Source organism: Dactylosporangium aurantiacum, from assembly GCF_000716715.1.
In the GTDB taxonomy this organism is placed as follows: Bacteria; Actinomycetota; Actinomycetes; order Mycobacteriales; family Micromonosporaceae; genus Dactylosporangium; species Dactylosporangium aurantiacum.
In genome coordinates, this window is sequence record NZ_JNYJ01000002.1 from 293,460 (window position 1) to 318,996 (window position 25,537).

At 70.1% G+C, this 25,537-nt stretch carries 18 protein-coding genes and 1 tRNA gene; 11 read left to right on the forward strand and 8 right to left on the reverse strand.

The window, feature by feature from the left end:
• Positions 1–40: 40 nt before the first annotated feature.
• The 3 genes from OP18_RS51060 to OP18_RS03490 all read left to right on the forward strand — a co-directional run bounded on the left by OP18_RS51060 (position 41) and on the right by OP18_RS03490 (position 10,732).
• Positions 41–6,604 (forward strand): DUF1998 domain-containing protein, encoded by a 6,564-nt coding sequence (locus OP18_RS51060; RefSeq protein ID WP_211273432.1) that lies wholly within the window; start codon positions 41–43, stop codon positions 6,602–6,604.
• On the forward strand, positions 6,604–8,892 hold the full coding sequence (locus OP18_RS03485; protein WP_033357177.1) for a UvrD-helicase domain-containing protein: 2,289 nt from the start codon (positions 6,604–6,606) through the stop codon (positions 8,890–8,892). The genes OP18_RS51060 and OP18_RS03485 overlap by 1 nt, the downstream gene beginning before the upstream one ends.
• 85 nt (positions 8,893–8,977) lie before the next feature.
• The gene (locus tag OP18_RS03490) at positions 8,978–10,732 is read left to right on the forward strand and encodes a DUF262 domain-containing protein (RefSeq protein WP_033357178.1); all 1,755 of its coding nucleotides are present in this window, start codon (positions 8,978–8,980) and stop codon (positions 10,730–10,732) included.
• A 119-nt stretch (positions 10,733–10,851) separates the two neighbouring features.
• Here OP18_RS03490 and OP18_RS03495 read toward each other — a convergent pair whose 3' ends face one another.
• The 4 genes from OP18_RS03495 to OP18_RS03505 all read right to left on the reverse strand — a co-directional run bounded on the left by OP18_RS03495 (position 10,852) and on the right by OP18_RS03505 (position 13,327).
• Positions 10,852–11,736, reverse strand: coding sequence for a tyrosine-type recombinase/integrase (locus tag OP18_RS03495; RefSeq protein ID WP_052386167.1), 885 nt, complete (start codon positions 11,734–11,736; stop codon positions 10,852–10,854).
• Between the two features lie 479 nt (positions 11,737–12,215).
• Positions 12,216–12,301, reverse strand: a tRNA-Leu gene (locus OP18_RS03500).
• 184 nt (positions 12,302–12,485) lie between these two features.
• Entirely contained in the window at positions 12,486–12,632 is a 147-nt protein-coding gene (locus OP18_RS59075; protein ID WP_169788941.1) for a GPGG-motif small membrane protein, read from the reverse strand.
• A gap of 53 nt (positions 12,633–12,685) precedes the next feature.
• Positions 12,686–13,327 (reverse strand): hemerythrin domain-containing protein, encoded by a 642-nt coding sequence (locus OP18_RS03505; RefSeq protein WP_033357179.1) that lies wholly within the window; start codon positions 13,325–13,327, stop codon positions 12,686–12,688.
• A 161-nt stretch (positions 13,328–13,488) separates the two neighbouring features.
• Here OP18_RS03505 and OP18_RS03510 point away from each other — a divergent pair, with 161 nt between their 5' ends.
• The 3 genes from OP18_RS03510 (at position 13,489) to OP18_RS03520 (ending at position 16,479) form a co-directional block, all read left to right on the forward strand.
• Positions 13,489–14,319, forward strand: coding sequence for an SGNH/GDSL hydrolase family protein (locus tag OP18_RS03510; protein ID WP_033357180.1), 831 nt, complete (start codon positions 13,489–13,491; stop codon positions 14,317–14,319).
• Positions 14,320–14,402: 83 nt separating this feature from the next.
• Positions 14,403–15,704: a M20/M25/M40 family metallo-hydrolase gene (locus OP18_RS03515; RefSeq protein WP_033357181.1), complete on the forward strand. Its 1,302-nt coding sequence runs from the start codon at positions 14,403–14,405 to the stop codon at positions 15,702–15,704.
• Positions 15,705–15,750: 46 nt separating this feature from the next.
• Positions 15,751–16,479 carry a hypothetical protein gene (locus OP18_RS03520; RefSeq protein ID WP_063745419.1) on the forward strand — a complete coding sequence of 243 codons (729 nt, stop codon included), beginning with the start codon at positions 15,751–15,753 and terminating at the stop codon, positions 16,477–16,479.
• Between the two features lie 895 nt (positions 16,480–17,374).
• Here OP18_RS03520 and OP18_RS03525 read toward each other — a convergent pair.
• Genes OP18_RS03525 through OP18_RS03535 form a run of 3 tightly spaced genes read right to left on the reverse strand, consistent with a single transcriptional unit; the run spans position 17,375 to position 19,529 of the window.
• The gene (locus OP18_RS03525; RefSeq protein ID WP_033357182.1) at positions 17,375–17,566 is read right to left on the reverse strand and encodes a DUF5703 family protein; all 192 of its coding nucleotides are present in this window, start codon (positions 17,564–17,566) and stop codon (positions 17,375–17,377) included.
• A 12-nt stretch (positions 17,567–17,578) separates the two neighbouring features.
• Positions 17,579–18,535, reverse strand: a complete 957-nt coding sequence (locus OP18_RS03530; RefSeq protein ID WP_156089268.1) for a YncE family protein — start codon at positions 18,533–18,535, stop codon at positions 17,579–17,581.
• A gap of 22 nt (positions 18,536–18,557) precedes the next feature.
• Positions 18,558–19,529 carry an aldo/keto reductase gene (locus tag OP18_RS03535; RefSeq protein ID WP_033357183.1) on the reverse strand — a complete coding sequence of 324 codons (972 nt, stop codon included), beginning with the start codon at positions 19,527–19,529 and terminating at the stop codon, positions 18,558–18,560.
• Positions 19,530–19,635: 106 nt separating this feature from the next.
• Here OP18_RS03535 and OP18_RS03540 point away from each other — a divergent pair, with 106 nt between their 5' ends.
• The 5 genes from OP18_RS03540 (at position 19,636) to mshC (ending at position 24,284) form a co-directional block, all read left to right on the forward strand.
• Complete coding sequence (locus OP18_RS03540; RefSeq protein ID WP_033357184.1) at positions 19,636–20,685, forward strand: LLM class F420-dependent oxidoreductase; 1,050 nt, start codon at positions 19,636–19,638, stop codon at positions 20,683–20,685.
• Entirely contained in the window at positions 20,682–21,380 is a 699-nt protein-coding gene (locus tag OP18_RS03545; RefSeq protein ID WP_033357185.1) for a histidine phosphatase family protein, read from the forward strand. Before OP18_RS03540 ends, OP18_RS03545 begins: the two co-directional genes overlap by 4 nt.
• A gap of 206 nt (positions 21,381–21,586) precedes the next feature.
• On the forward strand, positions 21,587–22,150 hold the full coding sequence (locus OP18_RS03550) for a DUF3090 domain-containing protein (RefSeq protein WP_033357186.1): 564 nt from the start codon (positions 21,587–21,589) through the stop codon (positions 22,148–22,150).
• A 5-nt stretch (positions 22,151–22,155) separates the two neighbouring features.
• Positions 22,156–22,959, forward strand: coding sequence for an SCO1664 family protein (locus tag OP18_RS03555; RefSeq protein WP_033357187.1), 804 nt, complete (start codon positions 22,156–22,158; stop codon positions 22,957–22,959).
• A gap of 74 nt (positions 22,960–23,033) precedes the next feature.
• Positions 23,034–24,284, forward strand: a complete 1,251-nt coding sequence (gene mshC, locus OP18_RS03560; RefSeq protein ID WP_033357188.1) for a cysteine--1-D-myo-inosityl 2-amino-2-deoxy-alpha-D-glucopyranoside ligase — start codon at positions 23,034–23,036, stop codon at positions 24,282–24,284.
• A 331-nt stretch (positions 24,285–24,615) separates the two neighbouring features.
• Here mshC and OP18_RS03565 read toward each other — a convergent pair whose 3' ends face one another.
• Entirely contained in the window at positions 24,616–25,473 is an 858-nt protein-coding gene (locus tag OP18_RS03565; RefSeq protein ID WP_033357189.1) for a LysR family transcriptional regulator, read from the reverse strand.
• Positions 25,474–25,537 lie beyond the last annotated feature (64 nt).

The window sequence follows — 25,537 nt, forward strand, 5'->3', positions numbered from 1 at the left end:
TGAGGCGCTGCACCGGTTCCTCGGCGATGAGACACAGGGCATGTTCCGTGGCCCGTTCCTGCGGATCCGCACCCCGTTCACGCTTGCTGGCCCCGAATGGCAGCAGCACCTCGAATGGCGCCGCCACGGCTGGACGCCGTACGCGCACCAGGCGGCCGCGTTCGCGAGACTGACGTCGGCGAACGGCCACGTACCCGAGCCGACACTGGTGACCACGGGCACCGGCTCGGGCAAGACGGAGTCGTTCCTGTACCCCGTGCTTGACCACTGCCGCCGCGAACGCCTCGCCGGGAGGAACGGCGTCAAGGCGCTGTTCCTGTACCCGATGAACGCCCTCGCCACCGATCAGGCGGAACGGATCAACAAGCTGCTGCTCGGCAGCGACACGGACCTCGGCCGGGTAACGGCCGGCCTGTACATCGGTGACAAGGCGGCGTTCCCGTTCGAGCGGGTCCGCACCCGCCGATCCGACATGCAGCTGTCCCCGCCGGACATCCTGATCACCAACTACAAGATGCTGGACCTGTTGCTGCAGCGGACCGACGACGCGCCGCTGTGGGAGGACGCCGACATCCGCTACGTCGTCGTCGACGAGTTCCACACGTACGACGGCGCCCAGGGCACGGACGTGGCGATGCTGCTGCGCCGGCTCGCCGCCTTGGTCGGCGGGAACGAGAAGGACCGGCCATTGGGCCGGATGTGCCCGGTCGCCACGTCGGCGACGCTCGCATCGGCCACCGATGACGCCGGGATCGCCGCGCTGCTGCAGGTGGCCACGGAGGTATTCGGTACGGAGTTCACCGCCGACGCGGTCGTGGGCGAGAACCGGCTGACGGTTGACGACTTCATCCCCATGGAGTCCGTTCAGCCGATGCCGCAGCCGTCACCGGACGAGATCCTGGCGCTGCCTGACCCCAGCCAGGGCGACGAGGCGCTGCTGGACCTCATCGAGGCGGTGACCGGAATCCGTGACCTCGACCCGTTCCTGCTGGGCGCGAACCTCAAACGGCACCTGTTCACCCGGGCGGTGATGATCGCGCTCGGCGGCGAGGTGAAGACCGCCGCCGAGGTGCTCGACATCATGTGGCGGGCCGGCGCCGCCGGCTGGTCCGCGACGATCACGCGGCAGCCGGAGAAGGCGGCCGAAGCGCTGGCCCGGTTCCTGGCACTCCTGTCGCACGCCCGGGACCCGGAGTCCAAACCGGGGGAGCCACGGCCGTTCGTGCACATCGAGGTGCACCAGTGGGCGCGTGCGGTGACCCGGTTACTGCGCGGCGTTCTGCCGTGGCCGAAGGCGTCGTTCCGGTGGGACGTGCCCGGCACCACGGACCCCGGCGACGGTGATCATCTCGTGCCGGCGACCACCGCGACGGCGGGGCAGGCGGCGAACCTGTTCCTGCCGGCGGTCTACTGCCGCGACTGCGGCCGGTCCGGGTGGGCGGTGTTCTCCCCGGAGAGCGACGACCAGGACGTGCAGTTCGACAGTCACAAGATCCGCCGGGCGTCGACCGGGCAGGACAAGGCACGTGTTCGGTACCTGATCGCCGCGACCGACCGGGAGGCAAAGGAAGGCTCCGGAGCGAGCCCGATGGCGGCGACCAGCCGACCGAAGCCCGGGACGTCCGCCGCGCAGAGCCTCGGCGGGACGCTCATGGTGCTGGACGCCGTTCACCAGCGACTGCGGCTGCCGGACCCCGTCGGCGACTACGACCGGGCGAGTAAAGAACCGCTGCTGACTGCCCGAGACTCGGCGTTCGTCCTGGTTATCACCGGCCCGACCGGCAATACTGCGGCGAAGGAGGACTGGTGCCCCGCCTGCGGGGAACGCAACGCGATCCGGTTCCTCGGCACCGGCGCCGCGGCGATGGCGTCAGCGGCGATCACGCAGCTGTTCACCGGCGGGGAGCTCGACCCGGCACTGCATGAGAACAAGACGTTGATGTTCAACGACTCGGTGCAGGACGCCGCCCACCGGGCCGGGTTCGTCGCCAACCGGTCGTACACGTTCTCGCTGCGGGCGCTGCTGGCAACCCGCCTGCGGCAGGATGATGCCACGGCACTCAACGACCTCATCGCCGACGTGATCGAGGCGACCGCCGACGGGCAGACCTTGGCCGCGGTTGTACCGCCGGATCTGCACAGTTTCAAAGGCGTCGACCGGCTGCTGTCAGGCCGCAGCCGCGGCGGCGACCGGGGCACGTGGACGCTGATCGGTCAGCGGCTGGCGTTCGAGACGCTGATGGAGTTCGGGTTCCGGTCCCGCAACGGCCGCACCCTGGAACTGACCCGGACCGCCGCCGCGCACGTGCGGATCGCCGACCCGGCCGGTGCCGCGGCGCTGGTGCGGCACCTGCACGCCGGACTCGACCGGCCGGACCTGGGGATTGTTGCGCAGGACGACGCCCGCTACCTCGCCTTCCTGCGGATCTTCCTGGAGCGGCTACGCAGCCGGGGCGCGGTCGCGCACGACTGGCTGCGCAAGTACATCGACGAGGCCGGCACCAGCCGGTACTTCATCTGGGGTGAGCGTGAGCCGGGGATGCGCGCGTTCCCGACGCGGGTGGCGGCACCGGTGTTCCTGCTCGCTCAGCTGAAGGTGAACAGCGAGTTCGACGTCGCCGGCGGGCGGCTGTCCTGGTATGAGCGGTGGCTGGGCCGTTGCCTTGGTGTACCGCGTGAGGTCGCCCCCGAGTTCTGGGGCCGGCTCCTGCCGGAGCTGACGTCGGCGGGGTTGCTGGCGGTGCGGACGCCGAACGACTCCTCGGCCCGCGTGTACGGGCTGCGCCCCGGCAACGTCGAGGCGCTGTTGCTGGACGACACCGAGGTCCGGTCCGCGTTCGTGCGCTGCCCCGTGTGTTTCTGGGAGCAGACCGTGCATCCGTCGCTGCTCGACCAGTGGCGGGACCAGCCCTGTCCCGCGTACCGGTGCCGGACCGGCCGACTCGTCGCCGGTGACCAGCCGGAAGGACTCGGACGGCACCAGCGCGACCGTGACTACACCCGCGACTACTACCGGCGCCTGTACCGGGAGGCGGGCACGTACCAGGTGATCACCGCCGAGCACACCGGCATGCTCACCCGTCCGCAGCGGGAACGGGTCGAGCGGGCTTTCAAGCTCGGGGAGGGTTTCAAGGCGCCGAATGTGCTGTCGTGTACACCGACGCTAGAGATGGGCATCGACATCGGTGACCTGTCCGCCGTCGTCCTCGCGGCGCTGCCGCGCCGGCCCGCGAACTACGCCCAGCAGACCGGCCGGGCGGGGCGGCGCACCGGGAACGCGTTCCTGCTGACGATCCCGGACCGGCGCCGCCGCGATCTGTACTTCCTGGACCGGCCGCGCGACCTCATCGCCGGCACAATCGTGCCGCCCGGCTGCTACCTATCCGCCGTGGAGATCCTGCGCCGGCAGTACCTGGCGCATCTCCTGGACCTGGCCGCGGCCGGCCGCCTGCTGCGCGGCGACGGTGCGCCGCTGCGTCCGCTGCCGCACAGGGCACCGGCGCTGTTCGGCCCGTCCGGATACCTCACGGACCTGGTGCAACTCGCGACCGACCAGGGCGAGACACTCGTCGACGCCTTTCTGGCGCTGTTTCCGGCCGGCGTGACTGACGATGCAAAGGCCGACCTGAGGGTGTACGCGACCAGGGGCCTGCGGTCCGCGGCCGAAGCGGCCGAGACCGAGTGGCGCCGCATGGAGCAGGCGCTGCGGTCCCGACTGAAGCTCATCGACGAAGCGCACGGTGAACTGCACGACTCCGACCCGGAACAGCAGCGGCAGAAGGCTGAACTCGACGCTGAACGGCGCAACGTCGGCAAACGGCTCCTGCACCTCGGTGACACCCCGGCGCAGAACGCGCTCTGCGACCTGGGGCTGCTGCCGAACTACGCCCTGATCGGCGTGGCGACCACCCTCGCGGCCACCGTGTACGGCGAAGAGGGGAAAGACCCGAAGACCGGCCGGACGGTGATCAGCTCCAAGCCCTACGCGTACCAGCGGCCACGCAGGTACGCCCTGGAGGAGTTCGCTCCCGGCAACACGTTCTACGTCAACGGCTACCGGCACCAGATCACCGGCCTGGAGGTCGCGACCGACGGGCGCAAGGACTGGTACAACTGGCGCATCTGCCCGGGGTGCGGCTACGTGCGGACGGAGGACGCGGTGAACGACCGGTCCGCGTGCCCGCGGTGCCGTAGCCTGCACATCGCCGACGACGGGTCCTGCCTGTTCCAGGTGGTGGAGCCGGTCACGGTGACGTCCCGCGACAAGCGGGAAGACGCCCGCATCCGCGACGACAAGGACGAACGCGACCGGCGCTTCTACACCGTCGTCGACGCCGTCGACTTCCCGCAGGACGCCATCGCGCCCGGCTCGTGGCGGCACGCGCACCAGACCCTCGGCGTCGACTACTGCCGCCGCGCCATGATCCGCCGGATCAACGTCGGCCCCGCGCGCTTCGACGCCCAGGCCCGTGACGAGTTCGCCGGGCATACAGTGCGGCTCAACCCGTTCCATGTCTGCACCGGATGCGGGGCGGCCACCGCCGACGGCAAGCCGGTCTTCGAGCAGGACACCGACGCCCTGAGTTCGTCCGAGGCCCGCAACCCAGCATTGAAGCATCACCGCCCGTGGTGCCCGCTGCGCCGCGGCAAGCGTGACACCGTTACCCAGGAACCGGTGCTGCTCGCCCATCAACTGCAGACAGAGGCGCTGCGAGTCCTGCTGCCTGCGGCGAGCGCCGACGTCGACGCCCGGGTCCACTCGTTCCGGGCGGCCCTGCGAATGGGGGTCGACCTGCACTTCGGTGGCGACCCGCAGCACCTGGACACCACGGTCGCGTCGATGCCGGACCAGGACAGCGGGGAACGTCGCTGGTTCCTGGTGCTGTTCGACGAGCTGCCCGGCGGCACCGGCTACCTCGACCGGCTCACAAAACCCGACGCGTTCCGTGACACGCTGCTCGCGGCGTACGAAGCGCTGCGGACCTGCCCATGCGCCGAAGAGCAACGCCGTGCCTGCCACCGCTGCCTTCACCGGTACACGCCGGAACTCCAGCAGGACCTCGTCTCCCGCCGCTCTGCGATCGACATGCTCGAGTCGCTGCTGTTCACCAAGGACGGCGCCGACGGCTGGGAGACCACCGAGATCGCGCACACCGGCCTCGTCGGCCTGGACCGTCAGGTCGAGTCCGACCTCGAGGCTCGATTCCTGTCGGCACTCCGCGACTGGGCAGCGGTTACCGACGACGCGGTCCTGGACGAGGACCGAAATGCCAGCGGCCACCTGCGTTTCACCGCCGGCGCGGACGTCGTGCACTGGCGGCTCACCGCGCAACAGCAGCTGGAACGCACCCGGACCGACTTCACCTTCACCCGCGTCGACGGGCCGCCGCACAGCGTCAAGGTGTACCTCGAAGGGTTCCGCTTCCACGCCAGCCCGGAACACAACAGGATTGCCGTCGACGCCGCCCGGCGCACCGTGCTGCGCGCCGACGGCCACACCGTGTTCCAGATCAACTGGCACGACATCGACCTGTTCGAGCAGCGGCGCACCGAGGCCCGGCCGGTCTGGCCGCCGTACCCGGGCGCCGCGCAGGAAAGCGCGAAACGTGCATACGAGCAGTACGGCGGCCAACGTGGACAACTTGCCGGCGCGGTCTTCGCCAACCCGATCGACACACTGATCGCCTACCTGCGTGACCCGGACGCCGACCGTTGGGCACGGCGGGCCCAGGCGCTCGTCACCGGCCTGCTCGCGGTCCCCGGAACGACACAGGTCCTGTCAACCGGCCGCCGCAGCGACGTGATCGAAGGGATCGCCCGCGAACTCGGCCGGGTTGGCCCCGCCCACCGACCCGGTACCGAAGCCCAACCGGTCGTCTCCCAGGGGGCGCAGGTTCACATCTTCCGGACGAAGGACGCCGCAGGCCTTCCGATCCTCGTAGCGCTGGACGCCGGCGACGAACAGCGACTGCGATGGAGCGCACTGGCCGTTCTCGACGACGGTGACTCTGCCCTGCGCGAGAACGAACACCGCGACCGGTGGCGGGCCTGGCTCTACTGGACGAACATCACCCAGTTCCTCTCGCTCGCCGGTGGCGACGGCGTGCAGCTGGCGGCCAGCCACGCAGCGGAGTTCGACGTGGAGGTCCTCGCCGTGTGCGGCGGCGTCGGCCAACTGGATTCGCTCAGCGGCGCCCACGCGCCTGCCGCCGCAGGCATCGTGGTACCCACCGTGGAGCGTCCAAGCTCGACGTCCCGGCGGGACATCGGCTGGGACGATGACATCCTCGTCATCCTGCGCGACGACCCTGATGACGACCCGGAGCTTCTGCGCCTTGCCGAACTGCTCGCTGACCAGGGCAAGGCGGCGCCGGTGTTCGGTTACGAACTCGGCGCCAGCCGCTGGCTCGCGGACCTCGGCTGGGACGGCAGTGACGTCAAAGTCGCTGTCATCAGTTACCGGCATGCCACGCCCTCCGACGAGGAACGCCGCCGCGACGAGGCGTACACCGCCGCCGGATGGACGATCCGGACTGCGGCCGACTGGCTGGACCGTCTCGACGACCTCATTCCCCGACTCCCCAACCTGGAAGGCCGCTCCTGATGACCGCTCGGCTCAGCCTGTATCGCAAGGCCGAACAAGAGCTGTACAAGCTCGACCGTGCGGTGAAGGCACAGTTTTACGACTTCAGCCACATGTTCCGGGCCAACCCCGACCAGCCCGGCCTGGACCTCAAAAAGCTCAAGGGCGACTCCCGCATCTACAGGGCGAAGATCAACCAGTCGTACCGCGCATTGCTCACCCCGGTCGGGGTCGACCCCGACAACACCCAGCACTGGCTGGTCATCGCGGTCCGCCACCGCAAGGACGTCTACGACGAGCTGCAGGTAGCGGTCAACCGTGTCACCGGCGAGATCGAGTTCGTCGACCTCGCTGTCGTCGGCAGCAGCGCCCTGCGCCGCGCCGGCATCACCCTCACCCCGGCAGAACCCGAGGCCATCACCCCACCGGTTGAACAGATCGAGCCCGTTCCTACCGCCGAACCGCCGCTTCTTGCTGCATACAGCGCCGAGCAACTGCGAGAACTCGGCGTCGCCGAGCAGCTCATCGACCTGGTCCTCGCCGTCACCAGCGACACCGAGCTCGACGAGGTGCTCGACGGAGCGCCGATGCTGTCGAAGGACGTGATCTACGGCCTCGCGTCCGGGATGGGCCTTGACGAGGTCCGCCAGGAGGTGACGGCTCCCGTCAAGGTCGACGAGGACCTGGACCTGACCGATTTCGCCGCTGCGGTGACACGTACCAAGGTGACCACCGTTGACAAGAACGTCCAAGCCAAGATCGACGAAGGTGACTTCCGGGCATGGAAGGTCTTTCTCCATCCGACGCAGGAGCGCCTCGCCAACCACCACTACAAGGGCCCGGTGCGCATCTCCGGCGGACCAGGCACCGGCAAGACCATCGTCGCGCTACACCGTGTCAACCACCTCGCCCGGCAATTGCCACCAGGCACCGATAAGCCCATCCTGCTCACCACGTTCACCATGAACCTCGCCGCAGACCTGCAGCTGCGGCTCGCCTCGCTGGTCGACCCCGACCTGATGGCTCGCGTCGACGTCACCCACATCGATCAGCTGGCCGCGCGGGTCGTGGGTGAGAACACCGCACAACGGCAGCGCAAGCAGCGCATCACCGACCAGGTCGCCCTCACCGAACTGCGGCAACTGCTGGCAGAGCTCGACGAACAACGCTGGGACGCCGAGTTCCTGCTCGACGAGTGGGAACAGGTGATCCTCGGCCAGTCCGTCCCGAGCCGATCGGACTATTTCCAGGTCCGGCGCGCCGGCCGTGGTCGCTCGCTTACCCGCCCGGAACGCAGCCAAGCCTGGAAACTCATCGAGCAGTTCACCGCCAGGCTCGACAAGCTCGGTGTCGAAACCTGGGGCCAAGCCGCCGAGCGCGCCGCCCGCTACGAGATGGACCGTGCCGCAGCCGTCGAGGCCCGCCGTGCAGCCGGGACGTCGGACGGGGAAAGCTCCGGATCGCGTCACCTGGGCTATCGGTACCAGCACGTGGTTGTGGACGAGGCCCAAGATCTCCGCGCTTCGCACTGGAAAATGCTGCGAGCCATGGTCGACCCGAATCAGCCCAACGACATGTTCATCGCCGGCGACACCCACCAACGCATCTACGACCACCAGGTCGCCCTCGGTGCCCTCGGGATCAACATCCGCGGCCGCCGCTCGACGCGGCTCACCCTGAGCTACCGCACGACCCGCGAGATCCTCGCGCGGGCGCTGCTCGTCGCTGACGACAAGGACGTCACCTACGACGACCTCAACGACGGCACCGACGACCTCGCCGGGTACCGGTCCATTCTGCACGGCCCGAGGCCGACGTTCGCCGGCTATGGCAGCTGGGACGAGGAACTCGCCGGGCTCGCCTCAACGCTGAGTACGTGGCGAGAGGAGATCGCCGGCGACGGTGGAAGCACACGACGCGACCCCGCGGGCCACATCGCGGTCTGTGTCACGGACCGCGAGCGCGTGGGTCAGGTCATGGCTTTCCTGACGACTGCGAACATCACGTGCGCGGAACTCACCAAGGATGGCCCGAGCGGAGACGGCGAGGTCCACGTGGGCACGATGCATCGCTTCAAGGGCCTTGAGTATCAGAAGCTCGCCATCGTAGGTGTGAATCAGGGCGCCATCCCGCGGGCGGGGATCGAGCGGTACCGCCACGACGACCCGACCCGCTACGAACGTGAAGTACGGAAGGCACGATCGCTGCTGTTCGTTGCGGTAACCCGCGCCCGGGACGGCCTCGCCGTCAGTTGGAACGGCAGCCCGAGCCAGCTCATTGCAGGCATCGCGGAATCATCGGGGGAGTGACGCAGCGATGCATACGGCGGCGAACCCGGACAGCATACTTCCGAGATCCACTTCTGCGTATCGTCAAGGATAGGGAGAACATACAGTGGCCTTCCAGACGCCGGTGACGGCGGAAGAGATCCTCGGTGCCATCCACCAAAAGCAGTATCTGTTGCCCGCCATCCAACGCGAGTTTGTCTGGAACCCCGACCAGATCCGCCGATTGTTCGACAGTCTCATGCGCGGCTACCCAATGGGCTCCTTCTTGCTGTGGAAGGTCGACCCTGAAACGGCAAAAACCTATACGTTCTACGACTTTCTCACCCACTATCACGAGCGGGACGACCCGTACGCCAACAAGGCGACCGTGCCAGCGGGTAGCGGCATCACCGCCGTGCTGGACGGCCAGCAGCGTCTGACCGCACTGAACATCGCCATCTACGGCAGCCACGCGGAGAAGAAGAAGTACGCCTGGTGGACCAGCCCGGACGCCTTCCCGAAGAAACGTCTGTACCTCAATCTGGAGGCCAACGCCGAGGAGAACGACCTCGGATTGCGCTACGACCTCAGGTTTCTCACCGATGCCGACGCCAAGCCGCAGGACGGTCAACCCGATCGCTGGTATCGGGTCGGAGCCGTCCTAGAACTGGACAACGCCGGTCCGGCGCTCTACGGCGAGTTGACCAAGCGCCGCCTGGACCTGAGCACCGCGGAGTGCTTCCAGCGGCTCTACGACCTGTACAAGGCAGTTCGTGAGCAAAAACCGATCAACTACTACCTGGAGCAGACCCAGGACCCCAACAAGGTCCTCGACATCTTCGTGCGGGTCAACAGCGGCGGCACTACGTTGTCCTACTCCGACCTGCTGCTGTCGATGGCAACGAATCAGTGGCGGAACCTCGACGCTCGCGAAGAGGTCCGCAAGCTGGTACAGGAGCTCAACACCAGCGGCTCCAACAGCTTTTCCTTCTCCAAGGACGTCGTGCTCAAGACTGCCCTCATGGTGGCAGGCGTCGACCTGCGGTTCCAGGTCTCGAACTTCACTGAGAGCAACATGCACAAGGTGGAAGCCTCGTGGGGGACGACGCGCGCGGCGCTGATCCGTGCGGTCGCGTTGCTCGGCACCTTCGGCTTCAACGAACGCACCCTTACCGCCGCGAGCGTGGTCGTGCCGCTCGCCTACTACCTTGCCAGACACGGCGTTTCAGACGGCTACGTCACGTCGGGTGCGGACGCCAAGGATCGCATGGCCGTCCGGCAATGGATCACCCGGTCGCTCGTCAAACGCGGCATTTGGGGTTCAGGCCTGGACAGCCTACTCGGCCGCATCCGGTACGCCATCGACCAGCGGCCCGGCTATGGCTTCCCGGTCGCAGAGATCGAGAAGGAGATGACCACACTCGGGAAATCACTGTCCTTCGAGCCGACAGAGATCGACGAACTGCTGGAACTCAAGTACGGTGGCCAACGCACATTCCCCGTACTGGCGCTGCTCTACCCAGGACTCGACCTGGCAAAGCAGTTCCACGAGGATCACATTTTTCCGCGCTCGCGATTCACGCGGCGGAAGCTGCGCAACGCCGGAATCGCAGAGGATGTCATCGATGACTACATGAAGCGGTTTGATCTGCTGCCCAACCTTCAGCTGCTCGGCGGCGTGCCGAACGTCGAGAAGCAGGCGAAACTGCCAGCAGACTGGCTGGGTTCGGCTTTCGCGACGGAAGCGGAGCGGGTCACGTACATGAAAGACAACGACCTTCACGATCTGCCGCTTGATATCCCAGGCTTCGTCGAGTTCTTCGAGCAGCGCAAGGCCCGCATGCGTGACAGGCTCACCGACGCCCTGGGCGTCACGGCGTGATCGAGATCAACAGCATGGATCGCCGAATGGAGTCAGTTGAACCGTTCCGCTGAACATGGGTGTCATGTCAACCCCAAGTGGAGTCCCGCCGGTAGTTGGGTCCGCCGGCGGGATTGCCGCTACTGCTGCCGGTGAGAGTACTGGGCGAGTGGATGATGGCCGTTGCCGGTCTGTTGGAAGGCCCAGCAGTCATCAGCGACGGTGATGTTGATGTAGGTCCCGGTGCTACCTGGGAGTGTGTGGCCGGCGAACGCGGCGGCAAGGGCGTAGCTGCCGGTGCGGTGTTCGACACTGGTGATGGTGGTGTGCCGGAACCAGTGTGTGGTGACGCCGAGGGCGGCGAACCAATCGAGTTCGCGGCCCAGACGTTTCCAGAGCGTGTCGAGGCGCCGGCGAGTCCAAGTGTACAGCGTACAGGCAGGATCGGTCAGTTCGTTGGCGACGGCTGCGGAGATTGGTTGTTCGCGGTGTTGGGTGTGCTTTTCGTCGAGGATGACCGTCTGGCGTGCGGTGTGGATCGATGTTGGGGCGAGGTTAAGCAAGCCCTCGCGGCGGCACGCGGTTTCTAGGAGGAAACGTAAGAGGAGTGTTTCGTGGTCTGTGGCGACATCGAAGATGTCGTCGAGTTGTTCATGGGTTAGGGCAGCACGTCGCGTTGGGTGGCGACGGGGTTTGGTGACGACGTTGGCGGGGTTTCCGGTGATGATGTCGTTTTGCATGGCGACGGTGAAGAGTTTGCGGACGGCAGCGATGGCGTGTTCTTTGGCGGTTCGTCCATCGATCGAGGAACTTCGGCGTTGCGCGATGGTCTGAACCCAGGTGGCGAAATCGTTGATGTGAGTGGCGCGGATGCTGGCAATTTCGTCGTCGCCGTAGCGCCCGGCGAACAGTTCGAGGTAGCGCCGATACAGCGTCGCGGTGCTGACGGTGCAAGTGTTTAGCGCCAGCGGAATCCAGCCGGCGACGGTAGTCGGCAGCGGCTGCGCTGGGGTGGCCCTATCCACGGGCGGTGGGCGGGACATGGCCCGCTATCCGCTGCGCGGTCACGACGATGGTGATGTTCTCGATCGGCAAGTCGAACTGCACGCTGAGCGTCATCTGGCCTTCACGCGATGAGGTGTCATCGGTGGCCGCCGGAGCTGTCGAGCGTGGGCGAGGTGCACCTGGAGGACGGAAGCGGGTCATGGCGTCCATCGCATGCGGCCGACCCGGTATGGGCTCGATATTGCGTGTCGCTTCACCCTGTCGAGGACTGATCGGGTGCCTGGCGAAGGGGGAGGCTGCATGAGCCGGACACGGGACCAACTTGACCGTCTGGCGATCTTTGGTTGGGCGTCGGGGACTTCGCCGTGATCAAACCTGGCCTACCGGTCCGTGAGTGATGTCAATGCACCGCTTGAACACCGTCGACACTCACGGCTGCTACAACTGGGTGTTCAAGCGGATGCTTAGACACATCCTAAACGGACATTTCTTCTCAAACTGGTGTCGAAGGGGGGACTTGAACCCCCACGCCCTTGCGGGCACTAGCACCTCAAGCTAGCGCGTCTGCCATTCCGCCACTTCGACCTGCTGTGGACATCCTACCCGGTCAGTTTCTCACCGCCCCGGATGGCCGTCGGAGACATTACACGGTCCGGGAAGATCTTGGCCAATCGGGGGGTGTGACACGCGAAGGGCCCCGGCGGCGGGGGGATCGCCGGGGCCCTGATCGCTGGGTGGCCGGAGGGGGAGCCGGCCACCGAGTCTCGGGTCAAACGTTGAAGATGCTGACGCCGCCGGGGCCGACGAGCAGGGCGACGACGATCAGGATGATGCCCCACAGGATCTGGCGGCGCAGGAGTGCGACGACGCCGGCGATGCCGATGAGCACTGCGATGATCCACAGAACGGTAGCCATGACGGGTTGATACCTCCGGGGTGAGATCGTTAAACCGGTCGATGGAGCGTTGGTCAGCTCGCGAGGTCCTCGGGCCACGTGGTGCGGCGGGTGAGGACGTCGCGGACCTTGTCGACGACGGCGACCGCCGGGTCGACGAGCTTGTTGAGCGGCGGAGTCGCCGGGGTGTTGGGGTGTGGCCGGGTGGGTGCCGCGCCGCGGGCGATCTGCACCCGGTTTCCGAGTCGTACGAGCTCGGTGTCGCTGCACTGTTCGCGCAGGCGGGGGAACACCTCCTCGCCGGTGCGGTGGGTGTGCTCGCGCACGTGGGCGGCGACCGCGTCCAGGGCGGTGCGGTACGCCTCGTCCGCGGCCGGGGTCACGTGCAGCCGTTGCAGCGCGAGCAGTAGCTCGGCGTCGGCCGCGATCTCCTGTTCGGCGATCGGGGCGCCGTCGGGCAGGACGGCCTTGACCGTCGGATAGAGGTACTGCTCCTCCGCGGACAGGTGGCGGGCGAGCGTGGCGACCAGGACGTCCTCGATGTCCTGCGGCTTCGCCGGGTCCTGCTCACCTGGTGCGATGAGCCGCTCACACAGCGCGGTGAGCTGGCGGTGGTCCTCGTCGAGCAGGTCGAGCATGCTCGGGCCGCCGAAGTCGACGTCGTCGTCCTCGATGCCCGGCACCGGTGGCAGCGGTGGCAGGGGTGCGGTGCTCACGGGGACCCTCCATCGATCGTTTTCCTGGTGCCGCATCGGTACCCGAGGCGCAACTTCTTGAAACGAGCGGTTACCGGCCAGTACGCTGCCATGTACCGCCTTCGATGGAAGGTCTGGGAGCCTTCCGTCACGGCCGCCACCTGTCACGGAAAGGGGCCGCCATGTCCGTCTCCTGGCGGGGACCGACCGTCCTCGCCGCCACCCTGGTCGTGCTGCTCGGGACCGCCATCCCGGCACACGCCGACGCCGGGCCGCCACCCGGATCGATCGCCAGCATGGGCGACTCCATCACCCGCGGGTTCAACGCGTGCGGATGGTTCGTCGACTGCCCGTCCCGTTCGTTCAGTACGGGCAGCACCACCGCCGTCAACAGCCACTACCTGCGGATCCGGGCGAAGAACCCGGCCATCGACGGGCACGCCTTCAACGACGCGAGGTCCGGGGCGAAGGTCGCCGACATGCCGGGGCAGGCCGCCACGGTCGTGTCGCAGCGTGCCGCGTACGTCACCATCCTCATCGGCGCCAACGACGCCTGCACCTCCTCGGAGGCGGCGATGACCAGCGTGGCCGCGTTCCGCGGCTCCCTGGACAGCGCGCTCGGCACGCTCAAGGCCGGGCTGCCCGACGCGAAGGTCCTGCTCGTCAGCATCCCGGACCTGAAGCGGCTCTGGCAGGTGGGCAAGGACAGCTCCGGCGCCCGCAGCGCCTGGGGGCTGTTCGGCATCTGCCAGTCGATGCTGGCCAACCCGACCTCCACCACCGCCGCCGACACCGCCCGGCGCGACCGCGTCCGCCAGCGCGTGATCGACTTCAACGGCCAGCTCGCGGCGGCCTGCACGGCGTACGGTGCCAACTGCAAGTACGACGGCGGGGCCGTGTTCGGCTACGCCTTCCAGCTGTCCCAGATCTCGACCTGGGACTACTTCCATCCCAACACGTCGGGCCAGGCGGTCCTCGCCACGGTGAGTTACGGGGCCGGTTTCGGCTGGTGAGAGTGTGACGGTCCGGTGACGTCTCGTGGTACGTCGCCGGACCACCCGCCGAAATTGTCACAGCCGCCTGATATGACTTCTCCATGGACGCCACCGACGAGGTCATCGAGCTCTGCCGCGACCTGCTGCGCATCGACACCACCAACACCGGCGACCTGGAGACCAGCGCCGGGGAGCGGCTCGCCGCCGAATACGTGGCGGAGAAGCTGGCCGAGGTCGGCCTCGAGCCGCAGATCCACGAGAGCGCACCCGGCCGGGCCAATGTCGTGGCCAGGTTCGAGGGCAGCGACCCCGGCCGCGACGCGCTGCTCATCCACGGCCACCTCGACGTCGTCCCGGCGGACAAGTCGGAGTGGTCCGTCGACCCGTTCGGCGGTGAGATCAAGGACGGCTACCTGTGGGGCCGCGGCGCCGTCGACATGAAGGACTTCGACGCGATGGTGCTGGCCCTGGTGCGGCAGATGCGCCGCGAGGGTCGCAAACCACCGCGGGACGTGGTGCTCGCGTTCCTCGCCGACGAGGAGGCCGGCAGCACCTACGGCGCGCAGTATCTGGTCGAGCACCACGCGCACCACTTCGACGGGGTGACCGAGGCGATCGGCGAGGTCGGCGGGTTCTCCGTCAGCGTCGGCGGCGACCAGCGGCTCTACCTCATCGAGACCGCCCAGAAGGGCATCGACTGGCTGCGCCTGCACGCCAAGGGCCGCCCCGGTCACGGCTCGATGATCAACGACGACAACGCGGTGACCGCGGTCGCCGAGGCCGTCGCCCGCGTCGGCCGGCACAAATTCCCCGTGATCATGACGCCGACGGTGCGCGCGTTCCTCGAGCAGGTCTCCGAGATCCTGCACATCGAGCTCGACCTCGACGACCCCGAGCGGGCCGTGGAGAAGATCGGGCCGATCGCGATGATCATCGGCGCGACGCTGCGCAACACGGCCAACCCGACCCGGCTCGCCGCGGGCTACAAGGACAACGTCATCCCCGGCCGGGCCTCCGCGACGATCGACTGCCGCACCCTGCCGGGCCAGTCGGAGGCGTTCGAGCAGCAGTTGCGCGACCTCGTCGGCCCCGACATCGAGCTGGAGTACATCCACCGTCAGGCCGCCCTGGAGACCACGTTCGACGGCGCGCTGGTCGACGCGATGACCGCCGCGCTCAAGGCCGAGGACCCGGGCGCGCTGCCGGTGCCGTACATGCTCAGCGGCGGCACCGACGCCAAGCAGTTCGACAAGCTCGGCATCCGCTGCTTCGGCTTCTCGCCCGTGCGCCTTCCCGCCGACCTGAACTTCGGCGCGTTGTTCCACGGCATTGACGAGCGCATTCCTGTGGAGGGACTACAGTTCGGCGTGCGAGTCCTCGACAGGTTCCTGCAGCAGTCCTGACCCACCGTCACACCACCGACAGCCACCAATCAGGGGGAGACCCATCATGACCGACCGGCACGCGGAGCTTGACGCCGCGCTCGAGCGCGTGATCACGGCGGCCCGCGACCACCTTGCCGCGGTCAAGGCCGCCGACGGGCGGGCCGACGACGACGAGGTGTGGCGCGCCTATGTCGAGCTCAACAACGCCTCCAACGGCTACGACGAGCTCCTGCTGGACGCCTTCGGCGAGGTCACCCCGTGGGACGTCGAGGCCATCGACCCCGACGAGGCCGACCGGCAGTTCGGCGTCGGCATCGGCGGCGTCGACGGCACCGAGGCCGAAGACCCGCACCCGCAGATCATCTCGGTCCGCCAGCGCCGCGACTACCGCGTCCCGAGCGTGGCCGCGCTGCTCCGCCTCGCCGACGCCGCCCGCCGCACCAACCCCGGCGACGGCGACACCTCCCCGGTCGAGACGGTCGGCGAGGCCGTCCTGGAGCTGATGCAGGCCGGCGACGGCTCCCTCGGCGCCCTCGACATCCCCGAGCTGGAGTCCCTGGACGGCGTCGTGGTCGTCGCCGAGGTCGCCACCCCGCTCGACCCCGAGGCCTACGAGGACAACGACGGCACCGGCCCGTTCACCGTCGGCGAGGAGGACCGGGTCGTCGACCGGCTGGACGAGCACGCGTTCGTCGACCTGGACGACGACGAGGACGAGGAGGAGGGCGTCGGCATCGACGCGGGCCTGAGCGAGGCGCCGGAGCAGGGCACCAAGGCCGCCGACCGCCTCTGACACCGGGTCACCACGAGCCGGGCCGCGTCCGGTCCTGCCGGCTGCGGTCCGGCTCGCATCAGGTTCGGCCGGTCTCCGGTCCGGCTCGTGTCCGGTCTGGCTTGTGTCCGGTCTGGCTTGTGTCCGGTCTGGCTTGTGTCCGGTCTGGCTTGTGTCCGGTCTGGCCGGCGTCCGGTCTGGCCGTGTCCGATCTGGCTCGTGTCCGGGCGGGCGCCCCGGTCGGCGGGTTCACGCGGCAGGGTGACCGCGCTCGACGCTGTGATGTCGGCTGGCTCGGCTGCGGCCGCCGTCGGGCATGGTCGGCTGGCTCGGCTGCGGCCGCCGTCGGGCATGGTCGGCTGGCTCGGCTGCGGCCGCCGTCGGGCATGGTCGGCCGGCCTGTCCCAGCCGCCGGACGTGGCCGACCGGCCGGGTCAGGTCTGCCCGCGGCGTGGTCGGTGAACCGCGCTCGGGCCCTGGGGGCCGGGGCGAACGGCGCCGATGACCGTCGGTGCCCTGACCCCACGGCTAGGGCAAACGGTCATCGTGGCGAGTGCTGCCGGTCGTGCTGCGATCGCCGGGCGGATACGACGGCCTGTGGCGAGTTCGGTCAGAATCCGATCCGGATCAGAAGAGGCCCGCCCCGGCCGGCGACTGCCGTTCGTCGCGTCCGACGGCCGGTGCAACCGGAGCGCTGGCTGTGCGTGTGTCCCGGGGCCGGGCGGGTGAGGCCGGCTACGTTCCCCGCGGCGCGCCGGGGTCGGGCGAGCGGCGGCGGGTGACCGGGAGAGCCAGCGGCAGATGGCCGTCCGTTTGTCCGGAATATCCAGATCTGGCCGACCGGTCGGATGGCCGTGGCTGGTCCTCGTGCGGCGGCGGCGCGCACGATGCGAAGGAGCAGCGAAGGCGGAGAGAGCTACGTGCTGAGGCCCGGCATGGCGTCGCTGGTGACCTTGCGGCGGAGCATGACCTGGCGGGTGCCGTCGGCGTAGAGGCGGACCCTGGCCAGTTCCCAGCCGCCGTACTCGGCCTGGATCGTCAGCTGTGCGTTGGCGGTGAGCCGGTCCACGTTCGACGGCAGCCGCAACGGCACGTATTCGTAGTCCATGAACCGATATTGCTACGGCGAAATGCGCTGCACCAGACCTTCCGCGGACCCGGCGACGACCAGCGTGCCGGTCGAGGGGTCGACCGCGACCGCGACCGGCAGCCGGGGCGTGGGGTGGCGGGCGACCTCGCGCGGGGTGCCGCCGGCCAGGTGATAGCCGATCACCTCGTTACGCTGCGTAGCCGCCACCCAGACGGTGTCGCGGGTGGGGTCGTAGGCGGCGGCGAACGGGGTGCCGGGGACCGGGTAGCGCTGGCGCAGGATCAGCGGGCCGGTCTCGAACACGAGGAGTTCGCCGTCGCGGGCGTCGACGGCCACGAAGCGGCCCGGGCCGCCGGGGGTGACGGTGGTGGCGCCGTCGCCGGCGCGCAGGGCCTCCTGGCGGGTGCCGGAGGTGGCGTCGTACACGGTGAGTGACGTCTCCGCGGGGTCCAGGACGGCGAGGAGGTCGCCGGTGACGGCGAGGCCGCCGGGGGTGCCGCCGACGTCCAGGGTGCGGGTCACGGCGCCGGTGGGGGAGAGGATGATCACGTCGCCGAGGGACGGGAGGGCGACCGCGGTCCACCCGGACGGGTGGACGGCCAGGGCGCCGCCGGCGGCGGGCAGCGGCCACCGGGAGGTGACCCCGGAGGCGCCGGCGGTGAGCACGGTGCTGCCGGACACGGCGCGGAACCCGCCGCCGGGCAGGGCGGCCACCGAGCGCACCGGCTCGGTCACCGGCACGGAGGCGACCTGGGTGCCGGCGGTGTCGAGCAGGAGCAGGGCGGCCGGGAGCGCGACGGCGGTGCCGGACGGGCCGGTCGCGACCGCCGCCGGCGGTCCACCCACCGGGACGACCGTCCCGGCCGGGGTCGCGGACGGTGCGGGAGCCCAGGTGGGCGTCGGTACGGTCGCGTCAGGCCGGTCCACCGGGGCGCCGGCGTCGCAACCGGACAGCAGCGCCAGCAGTACCAGCGACGGCAACAACACGGCACGGATCATGGTGGGCCAATTATGTCTGGCGCTCCGGATAGCCCGACGTCGGAGCCGACACGTCGTCCAGGGCGGCCCGGATCTCGCGCGGCAGGTCGATCTCCTCGGTCTGCAGCGCGCCGAGGAGCTGGCCGACGGTGCGGGCGCCGAGGACGGGCGCGACCACGCCCGGGCGGTCGCGGACCCAGGCCAGGGCGACCTCCAGGGGTGACACGCCGAGGCCGCCGGCGGCGGTGGCGACCGCCTCGACGATGCCGGCGCAGCGGTCGTCGAGGTACGGCGCGACGAACCGCTCGAAGTGCGGCGACGCGGCGCGGGAGTCGGCGGGGACCCCGCCGCGGTACTTGCCGGTGAGCACGCCCCGGCCGAGCGGCGACCACGGCAGCAGCCCGATGCCGAGGGCGGAGCAGGCGGGCACGACCTCGCGTTCGATGCCGCGCTCCAGCAGCGAGTACTCGACCTGGGTGGAGACCAGCGGGGCGCGGCCGGGCCACGCGGCCTGCCAGGTGGCGGCGCGGGCGGTCTGCCAGCCGGAGAAGTTCGACACACCCGCGTAGCGGGCCCGGCCGGTCTGCACGGCCGTGTCCAGCGCGCTGAGCGTCTCCTCGAGGGGCGTGTCGGGGTCGTACCCGTGGATCTGCCACAGGTCGACGTGGTCGGTGCCGAGCCGCTCCAGGGACGTGTCGAGGGCGCGCAGCAGGTGGCTGCGGGAGCCGTCGCGGCGGCGCGCCATGCCCGGGCGCAGGCCCGCCTTCGTGGCGATGACCAGCTCGTCGCGCGGCACGAGCCGGCCGACGAGGGCGCCGATCACGGACTCCGCCTCGCCGTCGGCGTAGACGTCGGCCGTGTCCAGCAGCGTGCCGCCCGCGTCGCGGAACGTCTTGAGCTGGGCGGCCGCATCGTCGGCGTCGGTGTCACGGCCCCAGGTCATGGTGCCGAGGGCCAGCCGGGATACCGCCAGCCCGCTACGGCCGAGCGGTCGCTGTTGCATGCATGGAACGATACGGCCGGATCCCACCGGAGGCGGGTAGGTGGGCCCCCCGCTACCCTTGGTGCCGCCCCGTGCAGGGTCGCACGGGGGACCCTGGGAGGCTGTAGTGCGACTCGCGTTGAACCTCGGATATCTCGCCGCCTGGAACGACCCGGCCGGTCACCTGGCGCTCGCGCAGGAGGCGGACCGCCTCGGTTTCTCCTGCGTGTGGGTCGCGGAGGCGTACGGATCCGACGCCCCGTCGATGCTGGCCTGGTTCGCGGGGCAGACCGAGCGCATCGAGCTGGGCTCGGCGGTGTTCCAGATCCCGGCCCGCACGCCGGCGATGGCGGCGATGACCGCCGCGACGATCGACAAGCTGTCCGGTGGGAGGTTCCGGCTCGGTCTCGGCGTGTCGGGGCCGCAGGTGTCCGAAGGATGGCACGGTGTCCGGTTCGGCAAGCCGCTGCAGCGCACCCGCGAGTACATCGACATCGTGAACCTCGCGCTGACCCGCAAGACCGTCGCCTACGACGGGCAGCACTACCAGCTGCCGCTGCCCGACGGGCCCGGCAAGGCCCTCAAGCTCACGCTGCACCCGACCCGCGACCACGTGCCGGTCTACCTCGCCGCGGTCGGGCCCAAGAACCTCGAGCTCGCCGGTGAGGTCGCCGACGGGTGGCTGGCGATCTTCTTCTCCCCGGAGTTCGCGCCCGAGTCGCTCAAGCCGATCGAGGCGGGCCGGGCGAAGGTCGGCAAGACGCTCGACGGGTTCGAGATCTGCGCCGGTGTACCGGTGGTCTTCGGCGACGACCCGGAGATGTGCGCCGAGCTGGTGCGCCAGTACGCCGCCCTGTACGTCGGCGGCATGGGCAGCCGCGAGCAGAACTTCTACAACGCCCTCGCCACGCGCATGGGCTACGGCGACGCCGCCCGCGAGGTGCAGGACCTGTACCTGGCCAAGAAGCACCGCGAGGCGGCGGCCGCGATCCCGTTCGAGTTCATCGACCGCACCTCGCTCATCGGGCCCGTCGAGCGGGTCGCGGAGCGGCTGCAGGCGTACCAGGAGGCCGGCGTCACCGAGATCGCGACCCTGATCTTCGGCGACCACGAGCACGGCATCCAGACCCTGCGGCAGCTGGCCCGGGCGTGGGAGATGGCAGGCTTGACCCTGTGACGACAGTCCTGCTGCTCCGGCACGGCCGCACCACCACCAACGCCACCGGGATCCTCGCCGGTCACCAGCCCGTCGGCCTCGACGACGTCGGGCAGGCGCAGGCGCGGGCCGTCGGCGAGCGGCTCGCCGACGCGAAGCTGCCCCTCGCCGCGGTCGTGTCCAGCCCGCTGCCGCGCTGCCGGGAGACGCTGTCGCTGGCGCTGCCCGAGTTCAGCGACGTCACCGTCGATGACGGGATCATCGAGTGCCGGTACGGCGACTGGACCGGCCGGCCCCTGAAGGAGCTGGCGAAGGAGCCGCTGTGGGCGACGGTGCAGGCGCACCCGTCCGCGGCGGTGTTCCCGGGGCCCGAGGGTGAGTCGATGGCGGTCATGTCGGCGCGCGCCGTCGCCGCCGTCCGCGGCTGGGACGCCCGGCTCACCGCGTCGCACGGCGCCGACGCGGTCTGGCTCGCCTGCAGCCACGGCGACATCATCAAGGCGATCGTCGCCGACGCGCTCGGCATGCACCTGGACCTGTTCCAGCGCATCGCCGTCGAGCCGGCGTCGATCACCGTGATCCGGTACACGCCGCTGCGCTCGTTCGTGCTGCGCCTCAACGACACCGGCGGTGACCTGGCACCCTTCGTGCCGAAGGTGGACGACGAACCCACCTCGGACGCCGCCGTCGGGGGCGGTTCGGGCGGTTCCGTGTGATCCTGCCGCCCGGCCTCGGCGCTCGTGCGCACATGCGGATAGAGTTTTCGGCATGAGCGGTCCGGAGCGCAGCGGAGGGCCGCGAGTCATGGGCGCAGGGTGGAGCTCAGGCCGGCGCCGGAGCGCAGCGGAGGTGGCGGCATGAGCGGTCCGGAGCACGGCGGGTCGAGCTCACGCCGGCGCCGGAGTGCAGCGGAGGTGAACAAGTGAGTCACCAGGTTTATGCGTTCGAGCCGCCCGAGCGATTCGTCGCGGGCACCGTCGGCGCGCCCGGGGAGCGGACGTTCTTCCTCCAGGCGCGCGGCGGCGGGCGCCTGGTCAGCGTCGCCCTGGAGAAGGTGCAGGTGACCCTGCTGGCGGAGAAGCTCGAGGAGCTCCTGCTGGAGGCGCAGCGCCGCTTCGGCGTCGACCTGCCCGACACCGCCGCCGTCGACACCAGTGACAACGAGCCGCTCGACACGCCGCTGGACGAGGAGTTCCGCGTCGGCACCCTCGGCCTCGCGTTCGACGTCGACACCGCAACCGTGGTCATCGAGGCCATCGCCGTCGGCGACGAGGAGACCGACGAGGTCGAGGAGGAGGACGACGACGAGCTCGCCACCGCCGACCGGGACCGGCTGCGGGTCCGGCTGACCCCGCAGGCGACCCGCGCGTTCATCGACCGGGCCAAGCGGGTCGTGGCCTCGGGCCGCCCGCCGTGCCCGCTGTGCGGCCAGCCCCTCGACGCCCGGGGGCACCTGTGCCCACGGCACAACGGCTACCGCCGGTAGACGCCGTGCCGGCACTGCCCCAGGACGAGGCGCTCGAGCTGCTGCGCCACGGCACCATGGAGATCGAAGGCCGGCTGATGGACGCGTCCAACGCGACGCTGCGCGCCGTCATCACCCACGGCTCCACGGTCGCCCGGTGCGTGTACAAGCCCGTCAGCGGTGAACGGCCCCTGTGGGACTTCCCCGACGGCACCCTCGCCGGCCGGGAGTACGCGGCCTGGCTGCTGTCGGAGGCCACCGGCTGGGGCGTGGTCCCGCCGACCGTCCTGCGCGACGGCCCGCTCGGCGCCGGCATGGTGCAGCTGTGGATCGACGACGAGCTGCAGACCGATGACGCGATCCTCGGTTTCGTGCCGCTCGGCAAGGTCCCGCGCGGCTGGAAGCGGATCCTGACCGCCCACGACGAGCGGGGCCGCCCGTTCGTCCTCGCCCACGACAACGACCCGCGGCTGGCCCGCATGGCGGTCTTCGACGCCGTCGCCAACAACGCCGACCGCAAGGGCGGGCACATCATCGACACCGTCGACGGCCGCGTCCACGGCGTCGACCACGGCATCTGCTTCCACGCCGAGGACAAGCTGCGCACGATCCTGTGGGGCTGGGCCGGCGAGCCGCTGCCCGACGAGGCGGTCGAGGTGCTGGAGAAGCTGCGCGCCCAGTACACCGCCGGGCTCGCCGAGGCGCTGTCGGAGCATCTCACCGCCGCCGAGGTCGGCACCGTCGCGCTGCGCATCACCCAGCTGCTGCAGGACAAGCGATACCCGTCCCCGGACGAGGACCGGCACGCCATCCCGTGGCCGCCGATGTGAAGGCCTGTCTACGCTAGGTTCGTCACACCTGTTTCCCCCGTGTTTCGGCACCGGCCCGCGGATAGTCTTGGCGGATGGATTCATGGTCGGCACCGGCGGTGCCCACGCTGCCCCGCACCGCTGCCGGTGCGACCACGCTCGCCCTGTTCGACTCGGCGCGCCGCGAGACCGCGCCGGTCGTCGTCGAGGGCCGGCCCGCCACCATGTACGTCTGCGGCATCACCCCGTATGACGCCACGCACCTCGGCCACGCCGCCACCATGATCGCCTTCGACCTGGCGAACCGGGTCTGGCGCGACGCCGGCCTCGACGTCGACTACGTGCAGAACGTCACCGACGTCGACGACCCGCTGCTGGAGCGGGCCGCCCGCGACGGCGAGGACTGGGTCGTGCTCGCGATGCGTGAGACCGCCCTGTTCCGCGAGGACATGGAGGCGCTGCGGATCATCCCGCCGAAGCGCTATGTCGGCGCCGTCGAGTCGATCCCGCAGATCGCCCGCCAGGTGTCCGCGCTGCTGACCAGTGGGCACGCGTACGTCCTCGAGGACGGCACCGGCGACGTGTACTTCAGCGTCGCCACCGCGCCGGACTTCGGCAGCGAGTCCAACCTGTCGCGCACCGAGATGCTCCGCCTCGCCGCGGAGCGCGGCGGCGACCCGCAGCGGCCCGGCAAGCGCGACCCGCTCGACCCGCTGCTGTGGCGCGGGCTGCGCGAGGGCGAGCCCGCCTGGGACGGCGGCGACCTCGGTCCCGGCCGCCCCGGGTGGCACATCGAGTGCACCGTCATCGCGCAGAGCCTGCTCGGCGACACGATCGACGTGCAGGGCGGCGGCAACGACCTGCTCTTCCCGCACCACGAGTGCTCCGCCGCGCACGGCGAGGCGCTCAGCGGCAAGCGGCCGTTCGCGAGCCACTACGTGCACGCCGGCATGATCGGCCTCGACGGCGAGAAGATGTCCAAGAGCAAGGGCAACCTCGTCTTCGTCTCCCGCCTGCGCGGCGACGGCGTCGACCCGATGGCGGTGCGCCTGGGCCTGCTCGCCGACCACTACCGCAACGACCGCCAGTGGACCGACGACGTGCTCAAGACCGGCCAGCAGCGGCTGTCCCGGTGGCGCGCCGCGGCGCGGGCCGGGATCGGCCCGTCGGGCATCGAGCTGGTGGAGCAGCTGCGTGAGCGGCTCGCCGACGACCTCGACACCCCGGGCGCCCTCGCCGTCGTCGACGCCTGGGTCGACGCGACGCTCGCCGACGCGGGCGAGGACCGCGACGCGCCGGTGCTGATGCGCACGGCCGTGGACGCGCTGCTGGGGATCAAGCTGTAGGCGCGGCCACAGGAACTCGCGTGGGCGGGTCGGCCTGATCGCCGCGCCCGGGACCGTCGGACGTCCCGGGTCGCCTGCTGGCGGAGGCCACCCGCCCACGCCGTTGTCGTCCCGGGCCGGACGCCGCGGCGACCCGCGGCGGCAAAGGTCACGGCGCGCCGCGGCGGCACGGGCTCACGGCGCGTCGCGGCGACCCGCGGCGGCAAAGGGTCACGGCGCGCCGCGGCGACCCGCCACGGCACGGGCACGGCGCGCCGCGGCGGCAAAGGGTCACGGCGCGCCGCGGCGGCAAAGGGTCACGGCGCGCCGCGGCGACCCGCGGCGGCGCGGGTCATGCCGCGAGCAGCGCCTCCAGCAGCGCGGCCGGGCCCGGCGGGTCGGGCGGTGCGCCGTACAGCGCGGCGCTCACGTGCCGGCCCGGGCCGGGCAGCGGGACGGCCCGAACACCTGCCGCACGGTGCGCGCGCAGGGCCAGGTCGGGCAGGATGGTGACGCCCAGGCCCGCCGCGACCAGGGCCTGCACGGCGACGTAGTCGTCGGTGGTGAACGCGATCTGCGGCGCGAACCCGGCCGCCTCGCACCGCTGGACCAGGCTGCTGCGGCACCGGTCGCAGCCGCCGATCCAGCGCTCGCCGGCGAGTCCGGCCAGGTCGCGGGTGTCGGCAGCGCCGGTGACCAGGTGCAGCGGCTCGTCGAACAGCGGCGTCAGCCGGAACCCGTCACCGGGCGCCGGCGGCGCGTAGTCGAACACCACCGCCACGTCCACCTCACCGGCTTTGAGCAGCCGCAACGCCTCCGGCGGCTCGGCCTCCACCAGGCTCAGCGCCACCGCCGGGTGCGCCGCGGCGAACCGGGCCGCCGCCGGCGGCACGAACGACCCCAGCGCCGACGGGAACGCCGCCAGCCGCACCCGCCCGGCGGCGAGGCCGCTGTGCTCGGCCAGCTCCGCCTCCGCCGCGTCGAGCCGGCCGAGGATCTCCTCCGCCCGCTCCGCCAGCAGCCGCCCGGCCGGTGTCAGCCGCACCCCGCGCCCCACCCGCTGGACGAGGCGCGCCCCGGTCTCCGCCTCCAGCCGCGCCAGGTGGTGACTGACCGACGGCTGGGCGTAGTGCAACGCCTCGGCGGCCGCGGTGACCGACCCGTGCCGGGCGACCGCGAGCAGCACCCGCAACCGGGTGAGATCAAGCATCAATCCTGCCTATGGTTTCCAGAGAAAGTCGGCATTGGATTTATATATGGTACGACCAGCAGGC

Excerpts from the sequence above, each read along its gene's own strand:
- OP18_RS03520 (WP_063745419.1), top strand. The coding sequence starts at position 15,751 with ATGACCGACCGGCACGCGGAGCTTGACGCCGCGCTCGAGCGCGTGATC.
- OP18_RS03535 (WP_033357183.1), bottom strand. The coding sequence starts at position 19,529 with ATGCAACAGCGACCGCTCGGCCGTAGCGGGCTGGCGGTATCCCGGCTG.
- OP18_RS03565 (WP_033357189.1), bottom strand. The coding sequence starts at position 25,473 with ATGCTTGATCTCACCCGGTTGCGGGTGCTGCTCGCGGTCGCCCGGCAC.
- OP18_RS03515 (WP_033357181.1), top strand. The coding sequence starts at position 14,403 with ATGGACGCCACCGACGAGGTCATCGAGCTCTGCCGCGACCTGCTGCGC.
- OP18_RS03510 (WP_033357180.1), top strand. The coding sequence starts at position 13,489 with ATGTCCGTCTCCTGGCGGGGACCGACCGTCCTCGCCGCCACCCTGGTC.
- OP18_RS03525 (WP_033357182.1), bottom strand. The coding sequence starts at position 17,566 with ATGGACTACGAATACGTGCCGTTGCGGCTGCCGTCGAACGTGGACCGG.
- OP18_RS59075 (WP_169788941.1), bottom strand. The coding sequence starts at position 12,632 with ATGGCTACCGTTCTGTGGATCATCGCAGTGCTCATCGGCATCGCCGGC.
- OP18_RS51060 (WP_211273432.1), top strand. The coding sequence starts at position 41 with ATGTTCCGTGGCCCGTTCCTGCGGATCCGCACCCCGTTCACGCTTGCT.
- OP18_RS03485 (WP_033357177.1), top strand. The coding sequence starts at position 6,604 with ATGACCGCTCGGCTCAGCCTGTATCGCAAGGCCGAACAAGAGCTGTAC.
- mshC (WP_033357188.1), top strand. The coding sequence starts at position 23,034 with ATGGATTCATGGTCGGCACCGGCGGTGCCCACGCTGCCCCGCACCGCT.